This window comes from Spongiactinospora sp. TRM90649 (assembly GCF_029382225.1).
Taxonomy (GTDB): Bacteria; Actinomycetota; Actinomycetes; order Streptosporangiales; family Streptosporangiaceae; genus Spongiactinospora.
The window spans coordinates 71,429-93,741 of sequence record NZ_JARLTC010000019.1 but is presented as its reverse complement, the minus strand read 5'-3'; the positions used below and the strand labels follow the sequence as shown (position 1 = coordinate 93,741).

Genomic DNA, 22,313 nt, shown 5'->3' with positions numbered 1-22,313 from the left:
ACCTACCAGTTGGTATGTCGCTTTGAAAGTATGGCGTCGTTCGCACCACTCCGGACGGAGGAGGATGACCCCCATGCTCAACCTGGCGATCGTGCTGGAGGACAGCGCGCGGGACGTTCCCGACAACACCGCCGTGATCTTCGGCGACCTGCGCCTGCCGTACTCGATGGTGGACACCGTCGCCAACCAGGTCGCCAACCTCCTCGTCGCCCGGGGCATCGGCCGGGGCGACAAGGTGGCGCTCGCCTGCCCCAACGTTCCGTACTTCCCGTTCGTCTACTTCGGCATCCTCAAGGCCGGCGCGACCGTGGTGCCGCTCAACGTGCTGCTGCAGCCCTCCGAGATCGCCTACCACCTCGACGACTCCGAGGCCAAGGCGCTCTTCTGCTTCGAGGGCACTCCCGAACTGCCGCTCGGTGAGCGCGGCAAGGCCGGTTTCGAGGCGTCGTCGACGGCCGAGCTGTTCGTGGTGCTGCCCGCCACCCCGCTGGCCACCGAGTGCGCGCACGGCGAGTCGCTCTGGGCCGCCCTCTCCGGCATGCCGCCCACGTTCGAGACGGTGCAGACCTCCGCCGACGAGACCGCCGTCATCCTCTACACCAGCGGCACCACAGGCCGCCCCAAGGGCGCCGAGCTGAGCCACCAGAACATGCTCATGAACGCGATCGTCTCCGACGAGATGCACCAGCGCTCCGACGACGGCGACGTCTACCTGACGGCCCTCCCGCTGTTCCACTCCTTCGGCCAGACCGTGCTGATGAACGCCGGATTCCGCCGCCGGGCCGCCCTGGTGCTGCTGCCCCGCTTCGAGCCCGGCCCCGCCCTCACGCTGATGCGCAAGGAGGGCGTCACGCTGTTCGCGGGCGTGCCCACGATGTTCTGGGCGATGCTCGCCAAGATCCACTCCGAAGGCGACGAGATCCCCACGAAACTGCACACGGCGGTGTCCGGCGGCTCGGCCGCCCCGATCGAGGTGCTGAAGGACTTCCAGGCCACGTTCGGGGTGGGGATCCTGGAGGGCTACGGCCTGTCGGAGACCTCGCCGGTGGCCAGCTTCAACCAGCGCGGCAAGCCCAACAAGCCGGGCTCGATCGGCACCCCGATCTGGGGAGTGGAGCTGAAGCTCGTCGATCCCGCCTGGAACACGGTCGAGGGCGAGGGCCCCGGCGAGATCGCGATCCGCGGCCACAACGTGATGAAGGGGTACTACAACCGGCCGGACGACACGGCCGAGGTGATGCGCGACGGCTGGTTCCGCACCGGCGACATCGCCACCCGCGACGCCGACGGCTACTACTTCATCGTGGACCGCGCCAAGGACATGATCATCCGAGGTGGGTTCAACGTCTATCCCCGGGAGGTCGAGGAGGCCCTGATGGGCCACGAGGGCGTGTCGCTGGCCGCCGTGGTGGGCGTGCCGCACGACTCCCACGGCGAGGAGGTCAAGGCGTTCATCATCGCCCGGCCGGGCGTGGAGGTCGGCGAGCAGGAGCTGATCGCCTGGGCCAGGGAGCGGATGGCGGCCTACAAGTACCCGCGGATCGTGGAGTTCCGCGACGCGCTGCCGATGACCGCCACCGGCAAGATCCTCAAGCGCGAACTCAGGTAGACACGGGACGGCCCGGCCCCCCGCACCGGGGGCCGGGCCGTCGCGCGTCGGTCGATCGGCGCCGATCGATCAGCCCAATCGATCAGCGCCGCTCTATCAGCGCCGCTCTATCGGGGCCGATCCATTAGCGCCGATCCATTAGGGCCAGCCGACCGCCGGGCGCAGAGGTACCCGCGCCTCGCCGCTCTCCTCCAGCTTGGTGGCCAGGATCTGGTGGAGCTGCACCTTGTTGCGCTCGAAGCCGACCACACAGCCGGCCATGTAGAGCCGCCACACGCGGGCCGTGCCCCCGCCGACCTCGGCGACGGCCTCGTCCCAGTGCTCGTCGAGGTTGGCACACCACTTCTGGAGCGTCTTCGCGTAGTGCTCGCGGAGGTTCTCCTCGTGGCGGATCTCGTAGCCGATGTCCTCCATCTGGCGGACCAGATGGCCGACGGACTCCAGCTCGCCGTCGGGGAACACGTAGCGGTTGATGAAACCGCCCTTGTTGATGGTCTTCTCTACGCCGGTCGGACGGGTGATGCAGTGGTTGAGCAGCCGACCGCCCGGCTTGAGCCGGTCGTAGAGGAACTTGAAGTAGAACGGCAGGTTGTCCTTGCCGATGTGCTCGGTCAGCCCGATCGAGCTGACCCGGTCGAAGCCGGTCTCGGCGACGTCGCGGTAGTCCATGTGCCGGACCTCCGCGAGCTCGCCCAGCCCCGCGTCGGCGATCGCCTTCTGCGCCCACTCGGCCTGCTGGCGCGACAGGGTCACCCCGAGCGCCTTGACGCCGTAGTGCTTGGCGGCGTGCATGACCATGCCGCCCCAGCCGCAGCCGACGTCGAGCAGTCGCATGCCGGCACGCAGGTCGAGCTTCTTGGCGACCAGGTCGAACTTGGTGAACTGCGCCTCCTCAAGGGAGGAGTCGTCCTCGGGGAACACCGCGCAGGTGTAGGCCATGGACGGGCCGAGCACCCACTCGTAGAACCGGTTGGACACGTCGTAGTGATGGTGGATGGCCTCGGCGTCACGCTTCTTCGCGTGCCTGCTGCCCAGCTTGGCGAGCACACTGTTGCGCATCTCCTGCTTGGGCGGCGGCACCCGCATCAGCAGCGGCTTCATGCCCAGCGACCGGATCGCCGCGAATTTCTCCTTTGTCGGCATGTCGTTGAGAGTGAGCGACCACATGCGGTCCAGCAGGGTGTACATGTCGCCATGCAGGTCGATGTGGCCGGACACATAGGCCCTGGCCAGGCCCAGCTCGCCGGGCGCCTGGGCCAGGTAGGCCACCGCGATCGGCGTCTTGACCTCGACCTTGAGGTCGGCGCCGTCGGGACCGGCCTTGCTTCCGTCGTAGGCGCTGAAGGCGACGCCCGCCTCCGCTCCTACTACCTTCTCAAAGATCTGTGCGAGTGACACAGAAGCAACCTCCTTAACGCCCCCGTACACATTTGTCGTAGAGGTCGAGCAACCGGCCACCCGGGTCATATGCCCGTTTGACCGGCCAATAGGCGTCTCCGTTGTAGAGGCGCCAGAACTCTTCCCGGGGGTAGAACGAGGTCGAGTAAAGGGACTTGTGCCCGTCGAGGTCGTGGACGGCCTGCTCGATGAGCCGGTTGTGATAGCCGTCGAACTGGCCCCTGGGCAGCGGCACCGTGCCCCAGAACCCGAAGTTCAGATACAGACGCCCCGGCTCCAGCGGGTACAGCGGCCAGTCCGCCGCCGCCTTGAGCGGGCACATCCACACCGGGGTCATGCCTACCTCGGAGTGGAAGAAGTCGAGGAACTCGGCCCCGCGCTCGATGGGCACCTCGACGTCCTGGATGACCGACTCCTGCGCCGGATTGCCCCTCCAGCGGTCGTAGCGGGCCATCAAGCCGTGCTTGCGGTCGAAGCCGACCAGCCTGCGGTAGACGTCAGAGCGCATCCAGCGGCGCGGCATGATCGAGCGCACCAGCGGCTCCTGCACGCCGAACGCGCGCGAGCACCAGAACCAGTCGGTGTCCCAGCGCCACAGGTAGTCGCGGACGGTGAGCCAGTCGCGGGTGCGGCTCTGCAGCGAGCGGTAGTAGATGCGCATGCCGGTGTAGTCGGAGACGTACGGCGCGCGGTCGGCGAACTGCCCCAGCGTGATGTACAGCTCGCCCGGCCCGAAGAACACGCCGTCGACGAAGTCGACCGGCTCGCCGTCGTGCTCGCCGCTGTCGCAGATCTCCTGCATGGCCAGCAGGCACTTGGCGGCGTCGGTGAACGGCAGGTGGGTGAGCCGGACGTACGGCGAGACCGGTTTGAGCTTGATGCGGATGCGCAGCGCGTAACCGAGGGTGCCGTAGGAGTTGGGGAAGGAGCGGAAGAGGTCGCCGTGCTCGTTGTCCTCGCGGGCCACGATGATCCGGCCGTCGCCGGTGAGGATCTCCAGTTCCTCCACCGACTCGTGCGGCAGGCCGTCGCGGAAGCTGGTGGACTCGATGCCGAGCCCGGTCACCGCGCCGCCCAGCGTGATCGTCTTGAGCTGCGGCACGACGTAGGGCATCAGGCCGTGCGGGAGCGTGGCGTCGACCAGGTCTTCGTAGGTGGTCATGCCCTGCACCTCGGCGGTGCGGGTCTCCGGGTCGACCGAGATCACCTGGTCGAGGTCGCGGGCGGAGAGCTTGGCCGCCTTGCCAGAGCCGCTCGGGTCGCGGAACCTGAACAGGTTGGTCGTGGCCTTGGAGAGCCGGGGGGCGGAGTCGCCGGGGATGGAGGCGTAGGACTCCTTGATCTGCTCGACGGCCCGCCGGTGTGCCGCCATCTGCCCTGTATCGCCCATGGAACGTCCTGGCATGACAGCACCCCCAGATTTCCGGAGACGGAGATCGCCCCCTGGCACGCTATATCCAGAAAAGTCGGCAGACCAGCCTCGGTGTGTTAAGCACCGGAAAACTCACCGTCACCGGCCGGCCCCTGCCCCGTCTTCTCGAACACCTGCTTCTCGAACACCTGTCGAAACGAGCGAAACTCTACTCCTGATGGATCCGTTCGCCGTGCACGACCCCCCGGCGGATCGCACGTTCGTTCACCTCCGTCGGCGGCTCCCCCCGGCCGCTAGCCCGGCGTTCCGACCTCGGCGTCCCCTGTGGTGAAGGAGCGGAGCACGTGCTCCCGGACCTTGCGCCGCTTGTCCCATTCGTCGGCCACCATGGTCCACTCGACGACGTACGCGGCGCCGTCCACGACCACGGCCCGCCGTAGCTCGCGGTACGTCTGGCCCTGCACCACCCACTCGGCCCGGGTGGTGTCGCCGCCCACCCACGTGAACTCCCACTCGGCCGCCACTCCGACCGGGCTGTTCACCCCGCCGGAACGCAGGGTGGTCAGCTCCACGGTGTAGGGCGTGAAGATCTCCTCCGCCGCCCGCAGGATCTCCACGGGGTCGGAGCCCGCGTCCGTCACCTGCTCCGCGGATACCCGGTGCACGCCCAGATGGCCGTTGCCGTCGCGCCGCAGCCATTCGGTGTACACGTCGGAGCGCGATCCCCGCCAGCCGCGCGGGAAGGCGATCGACCATCCGTCCCGCGACCGCCACACCGGCGGCGGCCTGCGGGCGAGCGTGGGACTCGCCTGGGGCGTCGCGCTCCGGGTGGGGTCGGCCTCGGCCGTGGGGGTCGCCGACGGCGTGGCGGGCAGCGGCGTCGTGGCCGCCACGGCGCTCGGAGGCGCGGAGATGGCCGCGTCGGCGGGCACGCCCTGACCGCGCGGCAGCGCGACCCACGCGACGGCCGCGCCGACCACCACCGCGGCCGCGACGGCGCCCAGCAGGATCCCCCGTCGTCCCCTGCGCTGCCCCTCCTCGGCGGCGGAGCGCGCGGGCACGCCGCCCTTGGCGCGCTGCTCGTCCTGGATGGCGGCGAGCATGCGGTCCGCCGCCGCGGCGTCGAGCCGCTTGGCGGGGTCGCGCTCCAGCAGGCCGCGCAGCACGCCGTGGAAGACCTTCGGGATCCTGCCGTAGACCGCCTCCTCGGTGAGCAGCGCGGTGAGCGTGGCCATGGTGTCGCCCCGCTCGAACGGCGAGCGGCCCATCAGGCCCGCGTACAGGGTCGCGCCGAAGGACCACAGGTCCGAGGCGGGGCCGCCGGCCTGGCCCCGGGCGCGCTCGGGCGCGAGGAAGCTCGGCGAACCGGCCACCATGCCGGTCTGGGTCAGCGAGCTGTCCCCCTCGGCCGTGGCGATGCCGAAGTCGGTGAGGACCGCCCGGCCCTCGTCGGTCAGCAGGATGTTGCTCGGCTTCACGTCGCGGTGCAGGATCCCGGCCTCGTGCGCGGTGGTCAGCGCCGACAGGATCTGCCTGCCGATGTCGGCGAGCTGCCGGACGGGGATCGGCCCGGTCGCGCGGACGATCTCGTCCAGCGGCTGGGCGTCGATCAGCTCCATGATGATCCACGGCCTGCCGTCCTGCTCGGCGACGTCGTAGATCTGCACGATGCCCGGATGGTTGAGCCTGGCCGCCGTCCGCGCCTCACGGGCCGTGCGCAGCAACTGGCGCTCGTGCTCCATCGGGGGCAGCCCCGGGGGCACCAGCACTTCCTTGATCGCGACGCGGCGGTTCAGGAGCGTGTCGTAGCCGAGCCAGACCACCCCCATGCCGCCCTGACCCAGTTTGCTGGAAAGCCGGTAACGTCGAGCGATCAGTCGTTCGCCGTCCGGTGACGCCATGTCAGATTCCGCCCTTTGATCCCTTTTGGCTAGGCGGCAAGTTTTCCACATCCGGACGTGCTCGCGTGGGCATGCGCGCGTCTTGCCCGCGATGACCGAATCTTTGAACAGCCCGGGAGGAAGAATGACGGAAAGTGACGGAGTCCGGCGCGACGGCGCCGCGCCGCTGTCCGGGATCAGGGTGCTCGAACTCGCGGGCCTGGCCCCCGGCCCCTTCGCCGGGATGATGCTCGCCGATCACGGCGCGGAGGTCCTGCGGATCGACCGGGTCGAGGCCGTGCGGCGCGACGGCGACCGTCCCCGCCCCGGCGTGATGGACCGCGGCAAGCGCACCGCCGGGCTCGACCTGAAGTCGCCGGAGGGCGTGGCCGCCTTCAAGGAGCTGGCCGCGCAGGCCGACGTGGTGATCGAGGTCTTCCGCCCCGGCGTCGCCGAACGCCTCGGCATCGGCCCCGCCGACCTGGCGGCCGTCAACCCCCGGCTCGTCTACGGCCGGATGACCGGCTGGGGGCAGGACGGCCCGCTCGCCGGCACCGCCGGGCACGACATCGACTACCTCGCCCTTTCGGGGGTGCTCTCCGGGCTCGGCAGGGCGGGCGAGCGGCCGACGCCGCCGATCAACCTGCTCGGCGACTTCGCCGGGGGCGGCCTGATGCTGGCCTACGGCGTGCTCCTGGCGCTCTTCGAGCGGGAGCGCACCGGCGCGGGCCGGGTCGTGGACGCGGCCATGGTGGACGGCGCCGCCGCGCTGTTCGCGATGTTCTACCACTTCGTCGAGAACGGATCGTGGGGCCCGCGCGGCACCAACCTCCTCGACACCGGCGCGCCGATGTACGACACCTACGAGACCGCCGACGGCCGGTACGTCGCCGTGGGCGCGCTGGAGCCGAGGTTCTGGGAGGAGCTGGTGTCCGGGCTGGAGCTGGCCGGGCCGGGCCGTCCCGATCTGCCCGACAGGGACGACCCGGCGAACTGGCCGGCGCTGCGCGAGATCCTCGCCGGGGCGTTCCGGGAACGCACGCGGGCCGAGTGGGAGGAGGTCTTCGACGGGTCCGACGCCTGTGTGACGCCGGTGCTGTCGCTCGGCGAGGCCGCCGAGCATCCGCACAACCGCGCGCGGGGCACGTTCAGCCGCGCGCACGGCATGCTTCAGCCGTCCCCCGCCCCGCGTCTGCCCGGCTCGCCCGCGCCTGGGCTCTCCCCCGCGACCCGGCTGGACGACCTGTCCGCGTGGGGCCTGCCCGCCGCCAGGGCGGCCGGACTCCGGGAGAAGGGCGTCCTGGCATAGCCACAGCGTCTCCGGACGGCTTCGCTCACCCCTGCCGGGGCGGCAGCACCGCTATGTAGAGATCGACCCCGCCCGGATGGTGAACCTCCAGGTCGGTGGTGAACGCCCGCGCCGGGGACGCGCCCGATTCGGTGTGCTTCCACAAGTGCTGCCAGGACTCCACGAGCGCGCCGGGCATCTGGCCCCTGGCCTCCACCTTCATCGCGGTGGCCCGGGGCACCCGCACCGCCACCATGCCCTCGGGCAGGGCCGCAGCGCTGCGCACCGCGACCCCCACGACCTGCGTGTACGCGCCGTTGTGATCGCTCTGGTAGTCGGTCATCACCGCGTAGAGATTCTCGTCGATCTTCCCGGGGACGTGCGCGAACGCTCCCGGGGCGCCGGCCCTGCCCCACAGGGCGGGAAGCCGCGCCCGGGAAGGGTCCATCTCATCGGCGTTGGCCGTTCTCACGGCGAAGCCGATGACCAGGACCTCTGGCCGGTCAACGATGTTCACTGCGCCTCCCTCTGGCGTCAACGACATGCACATTGGATCCGCGCCGTCAATGTAGCCCCTCCAGGCGCAAATCGGATCCTAAGTGGTAACGATCCGTCTCCGTCGCCCGGTCCGCAGCCGACCCCGGGAAGACCCATAGGTGGAGATGTCCCACGTAGAATGGATATACGTGAAGTTCCTGAACGACTTGCAGCCGGCCTTCGACCTGACCTACAGCGACGTCTTCATGACGCCGTCGCGGTCCTCGGTCGGGTCCAGGCTCGAAGTGGACCTGTCCACCCACGACGGCACCGGGAGCACCATCCCCGTCGTCGTGGCCAACATGACGGCCGTCGCCGGGCGGCGGATGGCCGAGACCGTGGCCAGGCGCGGCGGCCTCACGATCATCCCGCAGGACATCCCGATCGACGTCGTGGCCGACGTGGTCGACTGGGTCAAGAAGCGGCACCTGGTCCACGACACGCCGATCACCCTGACCCCGCACGACACCGTCGGCGAGGCGCTCACCCTGCTGCCCAAGCGGGCCCACGGCGCGGTCATCGTCGTGGACTGGGAGGGCCGCCCGGTCGGAGTGATCACCGAGCAGGACCTCCAGGCCGTGGACATGTACACCCAGCTCGCCCAGGTGATGTCCGCCTCACCGCTCACGCTGCCCGCCGGGCTCGACCCGCGCCGGTCCTTCGAGATGCTGCACGAGGGACGCCACCGGCTCGCCCCCATCGTGGACGGCGAGGGCCGCCTGGTGGGCATCCTGACCCGCACGGGTGCACTGCGCGCCACCCTCTACCGGCCCGCCGTGGACGACTCCGGACGGCTGCGCGTCGGCGCGGCGGTCGGGGTCAACGGCGACGTCGCCGCCCGGTCCAAGGAGCTGCTTGAGGCGGGCGTCGACTGCCTGGTGGTGGACACCGCCCACGGGCACCAGGAGAAGATGCTGACGGCGCTGCGGGCCGTACGAGGGCTCGGGCCGCAGGTGCCGGTGGCGGCGGGCAACGTGGTCACCGCCGAGGGGGTCCGCGACCTCGTGGAGGCCGGGGCCGACATCGTCAAGGTGGGCGTGGGCCCGGGCGCCATGTGCACCACCCGGATGATGACGGGCGTGGGCCGCCCGCAGTTCTCCGCCGTGCTGGAGTGCGCTGTCCAGGCCCGCGCGCTGGGCAGGCACGTGTGGGCGGACGGGGGCGTGCGCCACCCGCGCGACGTCGCGCTCGCGCTGGCCGCCGGAGCCGCCAACGTGATGATCGGCTCCTGGTTCGCGGGCACCTACGAGTCTCCAGGCGACGTCCGCACCGACGCCGACGGCCGCCGATACAAGGAGAACTACGGGATGGCGTCGGCGCGTGCCGTACGGCTGCGCACCACCGAGGACACGCCGTTCGACCGGGCCCGCAAGGCCCTCTTCGAGGAGGGCATCTCCACCTCGCGGATGTACCTGGACCCGGTGCGGCCGAGCGTCGAGGACCAGATCGACGCGATCGTCGCCGGGCTGCGCTCGGCCTGCACCTACGCGGGCGCGGGCGATCTTGAGGAGTTCCACGAGCGGGCGGTGATCGGGGTCCAGGGGTCCTCCGGCTACACCGAGGGCATGCCCCTCCATCAGAGCTGGTAGGGCGCCGATTCCAGGCATATCCGCCTGGTGCGGGGTAGTGGCCGGTGAGTGGGCACGTCGACTCCTCGAAAGGCAGTCCTACCATGACCGCACCATCCGTCGGCCTGGACACTCCCGTCGTCGTCGACCGGAGGCTCCTGGTCAGCTATGACAACTACGCGTCCGCCCAGCGGACCGTCGACAAGCTGTCGGACACGGGCTTCCCGGTGGAGCACGTGTCCATCGTCGGCTCGGACCTGCGGCTGGAGGAGACCGTCACCGGCCGCGTGACGAACGCCAGGGCCGCGCTCACCGGGGCCGGCAGCGGCGTGCTGTTCGGGGCGATCGTGGGGCTGTTCCTCGGCCTGTTCACCAGCACGACCGCCTCCTTCATCGTGCTGGTGCTGTGGGCGGCGCTGTGGGGCTCGGTCCTGGGCGCGGCGTTCGGCTTCATCAACCACGCCTTCCAGCGCGGGCAGCGCGACTTCGCCTCGCGCAACGCGCTCGTCGCCGGGCGGTACGACGTGATGGTCGCCGCCGCCCACCTCGAACGCGCGCGGGCCGTCCTGACGGGACAGGGCCACCCCGGCGGGCCAGACGGCACCGGGCAGGGCGACACCGTCCGCATGGAGACCCCTCCCACTGCGGGCACCTACGGCAAGGACGGCACCCCGGTCCCCTACCCCAGGCCCGAGACCGGCGACGTGCCCGGCCGTCCCGGCGGACCCGCCCCGGAGGAGGACCGGCCGCAGAAGCCGCCCGCGGGTCCGCAGGCCGGGTCTCCCGGCTTCCGTGAGCCTGGCACCGGCCCCGACGCGACGACGGAGATCGAAAACGAGCCGCATCCCCACCGCCATCAGAGCTAGTCCGTAGGGCACCATTGACGGTGTGTTGCTGATCGACGTGGCGCGGGTGTCGGAAGAGGTGAGCCGGACCTCCTCCCGACTGGGCAAGGTCGGCCATCTGGCCGAGTTGCTCGGCAGGGTGGGAAGCGCCGAGGCGGAGATCGCGATCGCCTACCTGTCCGGCGAGCTGCCGCAGCGGCAGATCGGCGTGGGCTGGCGCTCCCTGCGCGACCTCCCCTCGCCACGCCAGGTCGCCACCATCACGCTGACCAGGGTCCACGCCCTGCTGGACGAGATCAAACGGCAGGGCGGGGCGGGCTCCCAGGCGGCCCGCAGGGCGCTGGTCGGCGAGCTGTTCGGCGGCGTGACCCAGCAGGAGCAGGCGTTCCTGATCAAGCTGCTCAGCGGCGAACTGCGGCAGGGCGCGCTCGACGGCGTGATGATCGAGGCGATCGCCAAGGCCTCGGGCGTCCCGTCGGCGGAGGTCCGCCGGGCGCTGACGCTGCGCGGCTGGCTGCCAGCCGTGGGCGCGGCGGCGCTCTCCGGCGGGGTGGAGGCGCTGCGCGGGTTCCACATCGAGGTGGGCCGCCCGGTCTCCCCCATGCTGGCGCAGAGCGCGCCCACCGTTGCCGCCGCGCTCGCCAAGGTGGACGGACCGGCCGCGCTGGAGTGGAAGCTGGACGGCGTGCGCGTCCAGGCGCACCGCGCGGGCGAGACGGTCGCGGTGTTCACGCGCACGCTCGACGACATCACCGGGCAGGTGCCCGAGCTGGTGGAGGCGGTGCGCGCGCTGCCCTGCGACGATCTCATCCTGGACGGCGAGGTGATCGCGCTGCGCCCGGACGGCCGGCCGGAGCCGTTCCAGGTGACGGCGGCGCGGGTGGCCAGCCGTACCGACGTGGCCAAGGTTCGTGAGAGGACCCCGCTCAGCGTGTTCTTCTTCGACGCGCTGCGGGTGGCGGGCCGCGACCTGCTCGACCTGACCGACGCCGAGCGGCACGACGCGCTGGCGTCCGCCGTCCCGGACGGCCTGATCACGCCCCGGCTGGTGACCTCCGACGTACCGGAGGCCGAGGCGTTCTTCGCCGAGGTGGTGCGGAAAGGTCACGAGGGCCTGGTCGTCAAATCGCCGCGCACGCCGTACGCGGCCGGGCGGCGCGGCGCCGGGTGGATCAAGGTCAAGCCCCGGCACACGCTCGACCTGGTGGTCCTGGCGGTGGAGTGGGGGCACGGCAGGCGCGAGGGCAAGCTGTCCAACCTGCACCTCGGCGCGCGCGACCCCGAGACCGGCGGCTTCGTGATGCTCGGCAAGACCTTCAAGGGCCTCACCGACCAGTTGCTCGCCTGGCAGACCAGGCGCTTCCTGGAACTGGCCGACGGCCCGACCGACGGCTGGACGGTCAGGGTACGGCCCGAGCAGGTCGTCGAGGTCGCCTTCGACGGCGTGCAGACCTCGCCGCGCTACCCGGGCGGGATGGCCCTGCGGTTCGCCCGGGTGCTGCGTTACCGGGAGGACAAGCGCGCCGAGGAGGCCGACACCGTGGAGACCGTGCGGTCGCTGATGCTCTAGTTCGGGTCACTTCACCCGGGTCACCATCTGGGTCACTTCACCAGGCGGAGCGTGAGCGGGTACTGGAAGGATCCGTGGCCGAGCGCCGCGACGCCGCCGACGATCCCGGCGACGAACGCGCCGATCCACACGAACGGCACCGCGACGAGCCCGACGACGGTGATCGACAGCAGCACGGTCGCGCCCAGCAGGGTGAGGTGGAAGTTCAGCGCCTCGACCGCGTGCATCCGGACGTACGGTGACGTCTTGCCCATGGTCAGCAGCATGATCAGCGGGCCGACGAAGGACAGGCCCAGGATCCCCAGGATGTGCGCGGCGGCGGCGCCCGACCGCTCGGACGACACGGAGGGAGGCGCCGGCTGCCGGGGGTACGACGGCGGCTGCGGGTGCGGATAGGGGTAGGGCGGGGGGACGGCGGGAGCGGACGGCGTGCCGTACAGCTCGTTCATGATCGGCATGAGGTCGGCGTGCACCTGCGCGGTCATCGCGCGGTCCACCCGCTCGTCGAACTCGGCCTTCTCGAACCGCCCGTCGGCGTAGGCGGCCTTGATGTGCTCCACCACCTGCTCGCGATCCTCGTTGCCGACTCTGAGGTGCGCGTGCTGCGGGGGCGGACCCTGCCAGTACGGCGTCGAGGATGATGTCGCTGGCCCTGCCATGATGAGGACGCCCTTCCGTGGGACAACGTCGGCCTCTGCTTGTCAGTCCATCTTCCGCAGAGTTCCTCATCCACACATCAGTGGAAACCCCTACGTGTCCCCCGAAACCGGCATACCTCCATCAGGGTGGGCGGGGCGATCATGCCCCGCCGCGCCTCGCCCGCGTTCATCGGCCACCTGGGACGCCATCCGGCGAACACGCTCTCCCTTTCCAGACATTCCCCCGCGCATTCCACCGGACACTTCCACATTTCTCAGCTTTGGATCGGCCCCTTTCGCGGCGAGTCCTTTCCGGGGCGAGCGGACGGCGATCGGCCGCGCCCCGGGCGGGAGCGGCGGCATGGTGATCACGGACGCGGTCACCCTCCGGCACGGGCAATGAACCGATAACGCATGGAACTTCGCCGGCCCGGTGAACGTTGTTTTACTCACAGGTGCCGATCCGGCGCACGCCACCCGGATCGGTATACCGATGCGGCGAAATGTCCTAGGATTCCCCGAGGCTCAACGGGAATACGTCCGGGGAGGTATACAAGGAACATGAGATGGCGTGACCGATACGGGCTGCGCAAGCAGCGCGGCCAACGCCTGGCCAAGTTCGACCGCGAGGCGACGGATGCCGACATCGAGGCGCTGATCGAGTTCGCGAAAAGCCGGCGAGGCGTGGAGTTCTACGTCGAGCCGGAGACCTTCGCCACCGACACGACAGCGGTCGCGGTCGCCGATGACGGCGAGTGGACCAGGCGCAGGGTGGGCTCCCCCAAGGTCATCATCAAGGTGGCGCGCAATCTCGCGCTGCCCGTCTACGATGTCCAGCTCACCGGCTACCCGGCGCGGATGCGCGCCTACAACGAGCGTCGCAAGCAGGCAGAAGGCTGATCCTTCCGGCGTTCGCCCGGCCACGCCGCCCGTGGCCGGGTTCATCGAGCCCGCAATGCGGTGACGCGAGCGGGAGTCTTATCCACAGCCCCGCCGACGACCTCATGGCCGGTCATCCACAGAACGCGGTTCGGTAGAAAATCGGGGGCCGCGATGGCGGCAGGCTCTCGCGCATGGCATCGACCCCGCCCAGCCTCACCCTGTCCGGCCCCGTCGACGTGCTCGCCGCCGTCCCCTATCTGATCGGCTTCCACCCCACCCGCAGTCTCGTCGTGCTCGGCCTGTCCGGCGCCCATCCGCATCCCCACGGGCAGGCCCGGCTCACCCTGCGCTGGGATCTCCCGCTCTCCCCCGACGCGCTCGACGGCTACGTACCGATCCTGTTCAACGAGCGCATCACCCACGTCATCGCCATCGGCTACGGCCCCGGCCCGCTGGTCACGCCCGCCGTCGACCGGATCCGCTCCCTGTCCCACGGGGCCGACATCTTCGTGGCCGAGGCGCTGCGTACCGAGGGCGGGCGCTACTGGTCCTACATCTGCCAGGCCACGACGTGCTGCCCCGCCGACGGCACCCCCTACGACGTGGCCACCAGCCAGATCCCGGCCATGGCCACGCTGCACGGCATGGTCGCCCTCCCCGACCGCGCCGCGCTCGAGGAGTCCGTCACGCCGCTCGGCGGCGCGGTCAGGAAGGCCATGCGCAAGGCCACCCGGCGCGCGATGACCAACATGATCGGCCGTTTCCAGAGCTGCCGCGACGCCGACGGGCTCGCCTCGGAGGTCGTCACCGACGGCATCGCCCGCGTTCACGCCGCCGTCGAGGCCTACCGATCGGGCGGACGGCTGAGCGACGACGACGCCGCGCGCCTCGGCCTCGCGCTGGCCGTGATCAGGGTCCGCGACGAGGCCTGGACCTCGATGGGCGCCGACGGCCTGCGCGCGCATCTCGCGCTGTGGCACGACCTGGTCCGCAGGGCCGAGCCCCGTTTCCTGCCTCCGGTCGCGTCCCTGCTCGCCCTCGCAGCCTGGCGGAGCGGCGACTGCGCGCTGGCCGACCTGGCCCTGCGGCGCGCCCTGGCCGCCGATCCCGGCTATTCCATGGCCGTCCTGCTGTCGCAGGCGCTGAACCACATGCTGCCGCCCGACCGGCTCGACGACCGGATACCGCGACCGGCCGACCTCGATCAGGCGATGGGCAGGCCGCACATGTCCTGGCTGCTCCCCCTGCTGGCCCTGGTCGACGACCAGGGCGGCGACGCTCCTTCCATGCCCACCGCCGGGCCCGCCGGGACCACGGTCAGGGCTGCCGCCCCAGCGGAGGCCACGGCGTCCTCGGATCGTGACCCTCCGGCCCCAGCGGGCCGTTCACGGGAGCGGGAGCCAGACGTTGACGCACCATGATCGCCGCCCCGGACACCGCGACGGGCATCGCCACCACGGCCCCGACCGGAATCAGGAAGATGACGAACACCATGACCCCGAAACCGAGGGCGCTCGCCTTGTTCCCGCGAAGCACCCCGAACCTGGCCTTACGCCGCATGCCCCGGCGTTCCAGCGCGAGCGCGGTCAGTTCCACCGTCAGGAAGAAGCCCGACACGGCCGCGCCGAGCACGGGCACCACCGTCTGCCCGATCACCGGTACGAATCCCAGCGCGAACAACGGAATCGTGAAGAGCAGGACATATCCCAACGTGACCAGGCTGTCGCGGATCGAGCGCGGAATCGATCGCCACAACGGCTCGTCGTGCCCCTGCGGCACCTCGCCGTACGACTCCTCGACCTTCTCCGACAGCTTCTCGTAGAACGGCTCCCCGATGATCAGCGTCAGCGCGGTGAAGGTCAGCACGGCGATCGCCAGGCCCGCACCGAAGATCACGATTCCGAGGAGCACCCGCATGGTGTCCCGGAGCACCGTGTTCCAGGTGTCCGCGAAGGGCGTGGCGAACTCCGCCAACTCACCCGCCCGGTTCCCCAGGAAGATCAGCGCCGCCACATAGATCACCAGCGCGACGAGCGCCGGCAACAGTCCGAAGAGCCACCATCGCGGGTGTCGCGCGCACCAGCGCAACCCTTCGAAGAAGAACCCGATGCCGCCGAAAAACGCACGCATTACACCCATGCCCGGCAGGCTAACGCGTCCTTTCGCCTCCTGGCCCGCAACCTCGGCGATCTCCGCCGTCCGATCAGCGCCAAAGGGCGCGGACCCCCCTGTGTCAGGCCCGCCAGAGAGTGGCGACCTCGACGCCCAGCTCCCCGAACAGGCGGCGCACCAGCGGCAGCGAGATGCCGAGCACGTTCCCGTGATCGCCGTCGATCCCGTCGACGAACCAGCCGCCGAACCCGTCCAGTGTGAAGGCCCCGGCCACCCGCAACGGCTCACCGGTCGCCACATAGGCGGCGATCTCGCCGTCCGTGGGCGTGCCGAACCGCACGACCGTCGATCCGACCTCGGCGGCCTCACGGCCGCTCGCCGCGTCGACGACACAGTGGCCGGTCAGCAACCGCCCGCTCCTGCCGCGCATCCGCGCCCAGCGTGCCTTGGCCGTCTCCGGCGTTTCCGGCTTGCCGTACGCGACACCGTCGAACTCCAGAACGGAGTCACACCCGATGATCAGCCCGTCCCCCACCTGCTCGGCCACCGCCGCCGCCTTGGCCCGGGCGAGCGTGAGCGCCAGCGCCGCGGGCGTCTCCGCGCTCACGGCCTCCTCGTCCACACCACTGATGATCACCTTGGGGTCCAGCCCGGCACTGCGCAGCAGCGCCAGCCTGGCCGGAGAAGCGGAAGCCAACACGATCGTCGTCACGGCCACTCACCCTAATCCCCACCGGGGGCCTGGTCGTATGGACGGCGGCTCCGCGCAGCTTCGCCTCGGAGTTCAGGCCGGTGCGCTGCCACGGTGTGCCGACCTAGGTATGGCCGATGCACAGGCCGCGATCACCGGGCGACACGTCGTGGTAGGAGGTCGTGCCCGCGATCCGGCTGGTGGCCACCTCGACCTGCACCCAGGGCACGCGCCGCCGCTCGCCGTACTGCTCCAGGGCCCGGGCGACCAGGGAGCGCATGCCGTCAAGGCCTGCGGGACGTACCTGCCCGACTCACGTCCACAGGACGGATCACCCCCGGCCTCCCACAACCCCTCCGCGTGCTGCGCGGACAACGGCTCCAGCCGCACCACTACGGCACGACCGACGTCCTGCACGATGTGACCTTCCAGGCGCATCGCGGCGAGGTCCTGTGCCTGCTCGGCCGAACGGCGCCGGGAAGACGACCAGCATCGAGATCATGGATGGCTTCCGGAGCCGGTCGGCGGGCCGGGTCGAGGTCCTCGGCGTCGACCCGGCGCACGGCGACGAGGGCTGGCGGGCCAGAGCGGGCATCGTCCTGCAGTCGTGGCGAGACCACGGCGAATGGCGCGTCCGCGAACTGCTCCAGCATCTCGGTCGCTACTACGCCCCCTTCTCCACGCCCTCGATCGAACGCCCGTGGGACGCCGACCCGCTCATCGCCGCGATCGGGCTCACCGAGCACGCGGACGATAGGGTCAGAACCCACTCCGGCGGGCAGCGCCGCCGCCTCGACGTCGCGATCGGCCTGGTGGGACGCCCCCGACATGAAAGAACGGCCCGAGCGCAGCGAGGGCGATTGGGTGCGCGACAGCGCGCAGACCCGCCTCGCAAGCGAAGGGCACCGGTGAGTGGGCAGCGCGTAAGCCCGTCCCGTGGGTGAGGGGGCCGACTGGGGGCGTGGATCGGGTTAGCCCGTCCTGGGTGAGGGGCGGACTGGGTGGGGGCGTGGATCGGGTTAGTCGGGGGGTGGGGGGAGGAGGGGGGCGGTGGTGTGTTTGGGGGGTGGGGGGAGGCCGGCGGCGGTGTAGGCCTGGGATTCGTCGAGGGTTTCTTCTTCCAGGAGGGCGATGACAATGGCGTCGAGGCGGTCGCGGTTGTCCGCGAGGACGCGGCGGGCCTCGTTGTGGCATTCCTCGACGATGCGGCGGGTCTCCTCGTCGACGGTCGCGAGGGTGGCGGGGGACGCCGCGGGCGGGCCGTCCTGGTTCGGGCCGGGGAGGATGGTGAGCGGCCCGATTCTGGCGGACATGCCCCAGCGGCCCACCATGCCCCTGGCGATGGAGGTGACCTGTTCGAGGTCGCTTTCCGAGCCGGTGGTGACGACGTCGTAGACGAGTTCCTCGGCGGCGATGCCGCCGAGTGCGCCGATGATGCGGCCACGCAGGTAGATCTCGTCGTATGCGTAGCGGTCGGTGTCGGGCGTGGACAGGGTCACGCCCAGGGCCCGGCCGCGCGGGATGATGGAGATCTTCCGGACCGGGTCGGCGCCGGGCTGGAGCATGCCGAGCAGGGCGTGCCCGGCCTCGTGGTAGGCGGTGCGGCGGCGTTCCTCCTCGGGCATGACGATTGCGCGGGCCGTGCCGAGCTGGAGTTTTTCCAGGGCGTCGGCGAAGTCGGCGCTGCGCACCGCGTTCTGCCCGCGTTTGGCGGCGAGCAGGGCGGCCTCGTTGACCAGGTTGGCCAGGTCGGCGCCGGTCATGCCGGGGCTGGTCTTGGCGAGCCGCGTGAGGTCGACGTCGGAGGCGAGCGGCACGCTGCGGGTGTGGACCTTGAGGATCGCGGCGCGTCCCGCCGCGTCGGGTGGCGCGACCATGACGGTGCGGTCGAAGCGGCCGGGACGCAGCAGCGCGGGGTCGAGCACCTCGGGACGGTTGGTGGCGGCGATGACGATGACGCCTTCCGAACCGGTGAAGCCGTCCATCTCGGTGAGGATCTGGTTGAGGGTCTGTTCCCGTTCGTCGTGCCCGCCGACGGTGGCCCCGCCCCTGGTACGGCCGATGGCGTCGATCTCGTCGATGAAGATGATGCTGGGGGCGACCTTGCGGGCCTCCTCGAACAGTTCCCTGACCCGTGAGGCGCCCACGCCGACGATCATCTCGATGAACTCGGACGCGCCGGCGGAGAAGAACGGCACGTCGGCCTCGCCGGCGACCGCCCTGGCCAGCAGGGTCTTGCCGGTGCCGGGCGGCCCGGCGAGCAGCACGCCCTTGGGCAGCTTCGCTCCGAGCCTGCGGTATTTGTCGGGGTCCTTGAGGTAGTCGACGATCTCGACGAGTTCGTTCTCGACCTCGTCGATTCCGGCCACGTCGTCGAAGTTGACGCGGATCCTGGCGCTCTCCACCGGTTTGGCGGCCTTGGATCGTCCGAGCCCGCCCAGGCCGCCGAACCCGCCACCACCGCCCATCATGCTCGCCGAACGGCGCAGCAGCCAGAACCAGAGCCCGGCGAGGATCAGCACGGGCAGCAGCGCGAGCAGCAGGTTGAGCGCGAAGCCGCGCTGCTGGGCGATGGGCTCGGCGCTGACGACCGCGCCCTTGTTCACCAGTTGCCGGTAGATGTCGTCGTCGGCGAAGGCGGGGCGTTCGGTCCGGAACTTGGTGTAGGTGACGTTGTCGTTGTCGGGGTCGGTGGCGGGCTTCCTGAGGTCGCCCTCGATGGAGAAGCCCTGGGCGTAGACGTCCTTGACGTTGCCGGCCTGCACCTGCTTGGTGAACTGGGTGTAGGAGATGGTCTCGGCGGCGCCCTCGTCGAAGAACATGGAGATGACGAAGAACAGCGTGTAGGCGGCGAGCAGGGTGAGCGCGAACCGCCACCAGTTGATCTTCGGGCGTTTCGGGCGGTCGGAGGCTCCGCCGGGGAGCCCTTCGGCCCGCCAGGGTTTGATGCCCCGGCCACGGCGATCGTCGCCGTCTTCCCTGGAGTGCTCGGGGGCGCCGCCGCCTCTGGAGCGTTCGGGGGCGCGGTCGTCGCGGGGGCGTTCGGGATGCTCGGAGCCACCGCCGCCGCCTCCACGCGTGGTGTCCGTCCGCTTCACGAGCCCACCTCCGTCCGTCCGCCTCCTTCCAGTCTCTCCTGTCGCGTCACCGGTCGGCGGGTCGGTGCCAGGTCACCGGTGCGCGGACCTGGCGACGGCGAGCGCCTCCTTGAGCTGGCGTTCGGCTTCGCGGCTGAGCCGGGTGGCGACGAGGCTCCCGCCGTACGGCGCGAGCTGTTCGGCGATCTTGTCGCGGGAGGCCGAGACAAGGATCATGAAGACGGCGGCGGCGCCGGGGCGCAGCGCCTCGGCGAGGTCGCGCATGAAGTCGTCGTCCACGCCGATGTCGGTGACGGCACGCGCCGTGGATCCGCTGGCCGCGCCGACCGCCATGCCGAGCAGCGGCATGAAGAAGATCAGCCCGATCAGGCCGCCCCACAGCGCGCCGCCCGCGGCACCGGTGCCGGTCGTGCTCTGCGACTGACGCAGTTCGATGGCGCCGTCGGGCCTGCGCTCGGCCACCACCAGGTCGGCGAGCTGGATCAGGTTCTCCCGCTGCAGCCCCAGCAGCGTCTCTCGGACCTGGACGGCGGTGTCGACGTCGTCATAGGTGACGGCGATCAGTTCGGCCATGAGTTACCCCCGGATCATCATGGACCGCGACGAACACCGCGTTCCTCCCCCGCGAGGGGGTCGTTGAACCAGTTGACCAGGGGGCACGGCCGCGCGAGAAGGAGTGGACCGGGCGAGGGGCGGATGGGTCGATGGCGCGGCGATCGGCCCAGGCGTCACCTCGCCCGGTCCACGCGACGGGAACGCGACGACCGGCCATGGGCCTGGTCGCGGCGGTCGGGCCGCGCTTCTATGAAAACCCGCGCCTGCGCTCCGCCGGAACGGGATTGGTGGTGCACGTGACAGAGGCGGGCGGTCCCTGGAGTCCCGGGATTCCCATCCGCCCCATCAGGCACGTTCGGCAGCGTACGGCAAACTCCGCCCTCTCCACTGGAATTCATGAAAGTTCAGGTCAGCTCGGTATATCGCGTGCCTTCTCGGCAATCGTTGATCGCACTGTCATGATGTCCCCATGCCGCAGCATCGGGTGGAACTCCGCTTCACCACCGACTCGCAGACCGCCGAGACCCACACCAACCTGTCCGCCGTCCGCACCGACGGCCCCGGCCTGTGGGTGGCCGGTGACGAGACCGCCACCATCGAGCACCTGGTGCTGCGCGACGGCCGCTACGACGACCAGCGCGGCTTCGCCCTCGCCGACTTCGTGGACCTCCCGGCGGGGCGCGAGGAGGAGGCCGACATCGAGGGCATCGCCCGCGACGACGGCTGGCTGTGGGCGGTCGGGTCGCACAGCCTCAAACGCCGCAGGGTCAAGGGATCCGAAACCGCCAAGGCGCACCGGCGGCTGTCCACGGTGATCCGCGAGGAGAACCGGTTCACCCTGGTCCGGCTGCCGCTGATCGGCGAGGGGACCCCGCACGTCCGGCCGGTCCGCGAGGACGGCGAGCGCACCGCCGCCATCCTCGCCGGACGCGACGACAACCTGGCCGCCATCCTGCAGGACGACCCCCACCTCGCGCCCTTCCTCGCCATCCCCGGCAAGGACAACGGCCTGGACATCGAGGGCATCGCCGTACGGAAGGGACGGTTCTACATCGGGCTGCGCGGGCCCGTGCTGCGCGGCTGGGCCGTGCTGCTGGAGATCCGGCCGAAGGAGCACCGGCACGACCGGTTGCGGCTGGCCGACCTCGACGACGGCGAGGGCCACGAGCGGAAGTACCGCAAGCACTTCGTGAACCTGCGCGGCCTCGGCGTGCGGGACCTGTGCCCGCACGGCGATGACCTGCTCATCCTGGCCGGGCCGAGCATGGACCTGGACGGCCCGGTGCGGATCGTGCGCTGGCCGGGGGCGATGAGCGAGCGCGGCCCCGCGGCCTCGGGGCTGATCACGGCGGCCGACCTGGAGGAGGTCGCCGAACCGGCCTACGGCGTCGGCGACGACCACCCGGAGGGCCTCGCGGTGCTGGCCGACGGCTCGCTGATGGTGGTCTACGACAGCCCGGCGCCGGAGCGCTTCAGCCCGGCCGGGGGCGTCTACGCCGACATCCTGGAATACCGCTAGAACCCGCCGTCAGGCGCCGTCGCGCAGCGGGCCCTCGCCGGGCGGGCGGTAGCCTCCGCCGCGCAGCCACGGGGCGTCCGCGACGACCGTGCAGGAGCCCGGCTCGATCTCGGTGAACCCGGCGTCGCGGACGACGGGCAGACCGGCAGCGACCAGTCGCTCCCAGTCGTCCTTCCCGGCCGTCCGCACCGCGACCGCGAGCCCGGCCTCCCGCCAGGCCAGGCGGTCCGCCGGGCCGCTCCCCCACCAGGCGAGCTGCGCCGCGTGCCCGGCCTGGGCCATGGCCTTGCCCGCCGACATCTCCAGTGCCGGGTTGACCCACAGCACGGCACCCTCGAAATCGGCGGCCGGTGGCGGGGCCGTGTCCTCCAGTTCGGTGCCGCGCACCTGGAGTCTCGACAGGTCCTTGGGCCAGTCGTCCAGCGGCACCGGTGGGTGGACCCTGACCTCGGCGGTCCGCACGGTGACGGTGATGCCGGGCAGGGCCAGCACGCGCGTCCACTCCGCGCCCCGCGCCCGCCGTACGACCTTCCTGATGCCCAGCGTCTCCCATTCGCGCACCGCGGGCCGCCACTCCTCCGGGTCGGCCGACCTGGGGTCGTTCAGCAGGGTCAGCACCGCGCGGGCGGCGGCTTCGAGCGCGTCGGTGCGCTCGGGCGGCGAGGCCCGCTCGATGCGCACGACCATGGGAAGGACCCGCTTGTCACGAAGCTCCTCACTACGCTGGCCACCGCGCTCTGCACCCTGATTG

At 70.8% G+C, this 22,313-nt stretch carries 19 protein-coding genes and 1 pseudogene; 9 read left to right on the top strand and 11 right to left on the bottom strand.

Annotation, left to right across the window (positions count from 1 at the left end; all coding sequences use genetic code 11):
- The first annotated feature begins 73 nt into the window (after positions 1 to 73).
- The gene (locus tag P3X83_RS22280) at positions 74 to 1,609 is read left to right on the top strand and encodes a long-chain fatty acid--CoA ligase (RefSeq protein ID WP_277307195.1); all 1,536 of its coding nucleotides are present in this window, start codon (positions 74 to 76) and stop codon (positions 1,607 to 1,609) included.
- 138 nt (positions 1,610 to 1,747) lie between these two features.
- Here P3X83_RS22280 and P3X83_RS22275 read toward each other — a convergent pair whose 3' ends face one another.
- The 3 genes from P3X83_RS22275 to P3X83_RS22265 form a co-directional block, all read right to left on the bottom strand.
- On the bottom strand, positions 1,748 to 3,007 hold the full coding sequence (locus P3X83_RS22275; RefSeq protein ID WP_277307099.1) for a cyclopropane-fatty-acyl-phospholipid synthase family protein: 1,260 nt from the start codon (positions 3,005 to 3,007) through the stop codon (positions 1,748 to 1,750).
- A 13-nt stretch (positions 3,008 to 3,020) separates the two neighbouring features.
- The gene (locus tag P3X83_RS22270; RefSeq protein ID WP_277307098.1) at positions 3,021 to 4,397 is read right to left on the bottom strand and encodes an FAD-binding oxidoreductase; all 1,377 of its coding nucleotides are present in this window, start codon (positions 4,395 to 4,397) and stop codon (positions 3,021 to 3,023) included.
- Between the two features lie 275 nt (positions 4,398 to 4,672).
- Positions 4,673 to 6,280, bottom strand: coding sequence for a serine/threonine-protein kinase (locus tag P3X83_RS22265; RefSeq protein WP_277307097.1), 1,608 nt, complete (start codon positions 6,278 to 6,280; stop codon positions 4,673 to 4,675).
- Between the two features lie 124 nt (positions 6,281 to 6,404).
- On the opposite strand from P3X83_RS22265, the gene P3X83_RS22260 reads away from it, so the two are divergent.
- On the top strand, positions 6,405 to 7,568 hold the full coding sequence (locus tag P3X83_RS22260; RefSeq protein ID WP_277307096.1) for a CaiB/BaiF CoA-transferase family protein: 1,164 nt from the start codon (positions 6,405 to 6,407) through the stop codon (positions 7,566 to 7,568).
- A 25-nt stretch (positions 7,569 to 7,593) separates the two neighbouring features.
- On the opposite strand, the gene P3X83_RS22255 is transcribed toward P3X83_RS22260, so the two are convergent.
- Entirely contained in the window at positions 7,594 to 8,064 is a 471-nt protein-coding gene (locus P3X83_RS22255) for an effector binding domain-containing protein (RefSeq protein ID WP_277307095.1), read from the bottom strand.
- A 169-nt stretch (positions 8,065 to 8,233) separates the two neighbouring features.
- On the opposite strand from P3X83_RS22255, the gene P3X83_RS22250 reads away from it, so the two are divergent.
- The 3 genes from P3X83_RS22250 (at position 8,234) to P3X83_RS22240 (ending at position 12,067) form a co-directional block, all read left to right on the top strand.
- Positions 8,234 to 9,673: a GuaB1 family IMP dehydrogenase-related protein gene (locus P3X83_RS22250; protein ID WP_277307094.1), complete on the top strand. Its 1,440-nt coding sequence runs from the start codon at positions 8,234 to 8,236 to the stop codon at positions 9,671 to 9,673.
- 83 nt (positions 9,674 to 9,756) lie between these two features.
- Positions 9,757 to 10,518 carry a general stress protein gene (locus P3X83_RS22245; protein WP_277307093.1) on the top strand — a complete coding sequence of 254 codons (762 nt, stop codon included), beginning with the start codon at positions 9,757 to 9,759 and terminating at the stop codon, positions 10,516 to 10,518.
- 22 nt (positions 10,519 to 10,540) lie between these two features.
- Positions 10,541 to 12,067 carry an ATP-dependent DNA ligase gene (locus tag P3X83_RS22240; protein ID WP_277307092.1) on the top strand — a complete coding sequence of 509 codons (1,527 nt, stop codon included), beginning with the start codon at positions 10,541 to 10,543 and terminating at the stop codon, positions 12,065 to 12,067.
- Between the two features lie 32 nt (positions 12,068 to 12,099).
- Here the strand turns inward: P3X83_RS22240 and P3X83_RS22235 are convergent, their stop codons facing one another.
- Entirely contained in the window at positions 12,100 to 12,726 is a 627-nt protein-coding gene (locus P3X83_RS22235) for a DUF1707 and DUF4870 domain-containing protein (RefSeq protein ID WP_277307091.1), read from the bottom strand.
- Positions 12,727 to 13,266: 540 nt separating this feature from the next.
- Here P3X83_RS22235 and P3X83_RS22230 point away from each other — a divergent pair.
- Both P3X83_RS22230 and P3X83_RS22225 read left to right on the top strand, forming a co-directional pair.
- Positions 13,267 to 13,605, top strand: a complete 339-nt coding sequence (locus P3X83_RS22230; protein WP_277307090.1) for a hypothetical protein — start codon at positions 13,267 to 13,269, stop codon at positions 13,603 to 13,605.
- Between the two features lie 173 nt (positions 13,606 to 13,778).
- Entirely contained in the window at positions 13,779 to 15,008 is a 1,230-nt protein-coding gene (locus tag P3X83_RS22225) for a DUF4192 domain-containing protein (RefSeq protein WP_277307089.1), read from the top strand.
- On the opposite strand, the gene P3X83_RS22220 is transcribed toward P3X83_RS22225, so the two are convergent.
- The 3 genes from P3X83_RS22220 to P3X83_RS22210 all read right to left on the bottom strand — a co-directional run bounded on the left by P3X83_RS22220 (position 14,905) and on the right by P3X83_RS22210 (position 16,670).
- A complete protein-coding gene (locus tag P3X83_RS22220; protein ID WP_277307088.1) occupies positions 14,905 to 15,726 on the bottom strand; it encodes an EI24 domain-containing protein in 822 nt (273 codons plus the stop codon). The genes P3X83_RS22225 and P3X83_RS22220 overlap by 104 nt on opposite strands.
- A gap of 94 nt (positions 15,727 to 15,820) precedes the next feature.
- A complete protein-coding gene (locus tag P3X83_RS22215) occupies positions 15,821 to 16,411 on the bottom strand; it encodes a nucleoside triphosphate pyrophosphatase (protein ID WP_277307087.1) in 591 nt (196 codons plus the stop codon).
- Between the two features lie 103 nt (positions 16,412 to 16,514).
- Complete coding sequence (locus P3X83_RS22210) at positions 16,515 to 16,670, bottom strand: hypothetical protein (protein ID WP_277307086.1); 156 nt, start codon at positions 16,668 to 16,670, stop codon at positions 16,515 to 16,517.
- Positions 16,671 to 16,801: 131 nt separating this feature from the next.
- Here P3X83_RS22210 and P3X83_RS22205 point away from each other — a divergent pair.
- Positions 16,802 to 17,214, top strand: a pseudogene (locus P3X83_RS22205) (ATP-binding cassette domain-containing protein); the annotation flags it as partial.
- A gap of 195 nt (positions 17,215 to 17,409) precedes the next feature.
- Here the strand turns inward: P3X83_RS22205 and ftsH are convergent.
- A complete protein-coding gene (gene ftsH, locus P3X83_RS22200) occupies positions 17,410 to 19,488 on the bottom strand; it encodes an ATP-dependent zinc metalloprotease FtsH (RefSeq protein ID WP_277307085.1) in 2,079 nt (692 codons plus the stop codon).
- Positions 19,489 to 19,560: 72 nt separating this feature from the next.
- Entirely contained in the window at positions 19,561 to 20,061 is a 501-nt protein-coding gene (locus tag P3X83_RS22195; protein WP_277307084.1) for a DUF1269 domain-containing protein, read from the bottom strand.
- A 451-nt stretch (positions 20,062 to 20,512) separates the two neighbouring features.
- Between P3X83_RS22195 and P3X83_RS22190 the strand changes: the two genes are divergently transcribed.
- On the top strand, positions 20,513 to 21,562 hold the full coding sequence (locus tag P3X83_RS22190) for a DUF3616 domain-containing protein (RefSeq protein ID WP_277307083.1): 1,050 nt from the start codon (positions 20,513 to 20,515) through the stop codon (positions 21,560 to 21,562).
- A gap of 9 nt (positions 21,563 to 21,571) precedes the next feature.
- On the opposite strand, the gene P3X83_RS22185 is transcribed toward P3X83_RS22190, so the two are convergent.
- Positions 21,572 to 22,249, bottom strand: coding sequence for an aminoacyl-tRNA hydrolase (locus tag P3X83_RS22185; RefSeq protein ID WP_277307082.1), 678 nt, complete (start codon positions 22,247 to 22,249; stop codon positions 21,572 to 21,574).
- Positions 22,250 to 22,313 lie beyond the last annotated feature (64 nt).

Bases quoted from the DNA above. Each gene is read 5' to 3' on its own strand.
- P3X83_RS22280 (WP_277307195.1), top strand. From the start codon at position 74: ATGCTCAACCTGGCGATCGTGCTGGAGGACAGCGCGCGGGACGTTCCC.
- P3X83_RS22270 (WP_277307098.1), bottom strand. From the start codon at position 4,397: ATGGGCGATACAGGGCAGATGGCGGCACACCGGCGGGCCGTCGAGCAG.
- P3X83_RS22265 (WP_277307097.1), bottom strand. From the start codon at position 6,280: ATGGCGTCACCGGACGGCGAACGACTGATCGCTCGACGTTACCGGCTT.
- P3X83_RS22260 (WP_277307096.1), top strand. From the start codon at position 6,405: ATGACGGAAAGTGACGGAGTCCGGCGCGACGGCGCCGCGCCGCTGTCC.
- P3X83_RS22245 (WP_277307093.1), top strand. From the start codon at position 9,757: ATGACCGCACCATCCGTCGGCCTGGACACTCCCGTCGTCGTCGACCGG.
- P3X83_RS22235 (WP_277307091.1), bottom strand. From the start codon at position 12,726: ATGGCAGGGCCAGCGACATCATCCTCGACGCCGTACTGGCAGGGTCCG.
- P3X83_RS22230 (WP_277307090.1), top strand. From the start codon at position 13,267: ATGAGATGGCGTGACCGATACGGGCTGCGCAAGCAGCGCGGCCAACGC.
- P3X83_RS22225 (WP_277307089.1), top strand. From the start codon at position 13,779: ATGGCATCGACCCCGCCCAGCCTCACCCTGTCCGGCCCCGTCGACGTG.
- P3X83_RS22220 (WP_277307088.1), bottom strand. From the start codon at position 15,726: ATGGGTGTAATGCGTGCGTTTTTCGGCGGCATCGGGTTCTTCTTCGAA.
- P3X83_RS22210 (WP_277307086.1), bottom strand. From the start codon at position 16,670: ATGCGCTCCCTGGTCGCCCGGGCCCTGGAGCAGTACGGCGAGCGGCGG.
- P3X83_RS22195 (WP_277307084.1), bottom strand. From the start codon at position 20,061: ATGGCCGAACTGATCGCCGTCACCTATGACGACGTCGACACCGCCGTC.
- P3X83_RS22190 (WP_277307083.1), top strand. From the start codon at position 20,513: ATGCCGCAGCATCGGGTGGAACTCCGCTTCACCACCGACTCGCAGACC.
- P3X83_RS22185 (WP_277307082.1), bottom strand. From the start codon at position 22,249: ATGGTCGTGCGCATCGAGCGGGCCTCGCCGCCCGAGCGCACCGACGCG.